The sequence below is a fragment of the Mesorhizobium sp. M1A.F.Ca.IN.022.07.1.1 genome, from assembly GCF_003997575.1.
Taxonomy (GTDB): domain Bacteria; phylum Pseudomonadota; class Alphaproteobacteria; order Rhizobiales; family Rhizobiaceae; genus Mesorhizobium.
In genome coordinates, this window is sequence record NZ_RZST01000630.1 from 1 (window position 1) to 1,255 (window position 1,255).

Annotated in this window: 2 protein-coding genes; one reads left to right on the forward strand and one right to left on the reverse strand. The window is 67.6% G+C overall.

Going from position 1 to position 1,255, the window contains the following annotated elements; all coding sequences use genetic code 11:
• Window positions 1-418, reverse strand: a 418-nt coding sequence (locus EOA75_RS32950; RefSeq protein ID WP_245466829.1) for an MFS transporter, incomplete at its 3' end; no start/stop codon positions are given.
• Window positions 419-536: 118 nt separating this feature from the next.
• Between EOA75_RS32950 and EOA75_RS32955 the strand changes: the two genes are divergently transcribed.
• On the forward strand, window positions 537-1,255 hold a 719-nt coding region (locus EOA75_RS32955; RefSeq protein WP_127326148.1), incomplete at its 3' end, for a LysR family transcriptional regulator.

The window sequence follows — 1,255 nt, forward strand, 5'->3', positions numbered from 1 at the left end:
GGCCTGCAACGAGCAGGCTGGCCGAAAGCAGCACGACACCGGGAGCGGCTGTTTTCGTCGGCACGACGAGGATTGCCATGGCAAAAAGCCACATGGCGGTCGCGCCGAGCCCGGTCAGCAGCACGCGGCGGTCGCCCCAGCGGTCGGTAAGCACGCCCCAGGGCAGTTCGCTGAGCGCCACGCCGAGGCCGAGCAGACCGAGCGCAGCGCCGAGCGAGGCATTGTCGAGATGGTAACCCTGGCGCATCACCACAGCCGTCGCCGGGATGCCGGAGAAGGTAGCGGAGAAGCCGGCATTGGCGGCGACGCCGATGCCGAGCACTTTCCATCGATGGGTGGGCCCGAAGGCGCGGCCAGCCGAAGCGGCGGCGCCTGCCGCGGGCCGACGGCAATCGTTGCGAGTTACGATGGCGGACATGATCTCGTATTCCCTCTGCGCCGGTCGATCGGTCTTGACCGGTCGGATGTAGCGCCATAGCTTCATCCAGAAAATCAGCAAGTTTTTGATCGATAATCCTGAAAATAAGGACGATCTCATGCGACGCGTCACATTCGACCTCGACGTGCTCAGGACCTTCGTCACCGGCATGGAGCTTGGCAGTTTCGCCAAGGCGGCCGAGCGGCTCGGCCGCTCGACCTCTGCCGTCAGCGCGCAGCTGAAGAAGCTGGAAGAACAGGCGGCGACCCCGGTCTTCCGCAAGGCGGGGCGCGGCCTGGCGCTTACCGAAGCCGGCGAGACGATGCTCAGCTATGCGCGGCGTCTCATCGAGCTCAATGACGAGGCGGCCTCAGCTATCCGCGACGTCGAGCTGGAAGGCTGGGTGCGGCTCGGCCTGCCGGAGGACTTCGGCGAGGCCGTGCTGCCGGAGGTGCTCGGCCGGTTTGCCCGTGCGCATCCCAAGGTCCGGATCGAAGCGCGGATCGGACGCAGCCATGAGCTCGCCGAGCGCGTCGTCTCAGGCAGCCTCGACATCGCGCTGGCCTGGCACGACGGCACGATCCTGCCCTACAGCCGGCATGTCGCCGAGGTGCAGGCGCGCTGGATCGGCCCGGCTAAACCGATGCAAGCCGGCCACAATGGTGAAGCGCTGCCGCTGGTGTTGTTCGAGGCGCCATGCCTGCTGCGCACCGTGGCGACCGAGACGCTCGACCGCGCCGGCCTCGCCTGGCGCATGGCGTTCTCGAGTCCCAGCCTCGGCGGCATCTGGGCGGCGCGGTCGAGCGTCTCGGTCGCCACGGTGCGCAGCAGGCATGG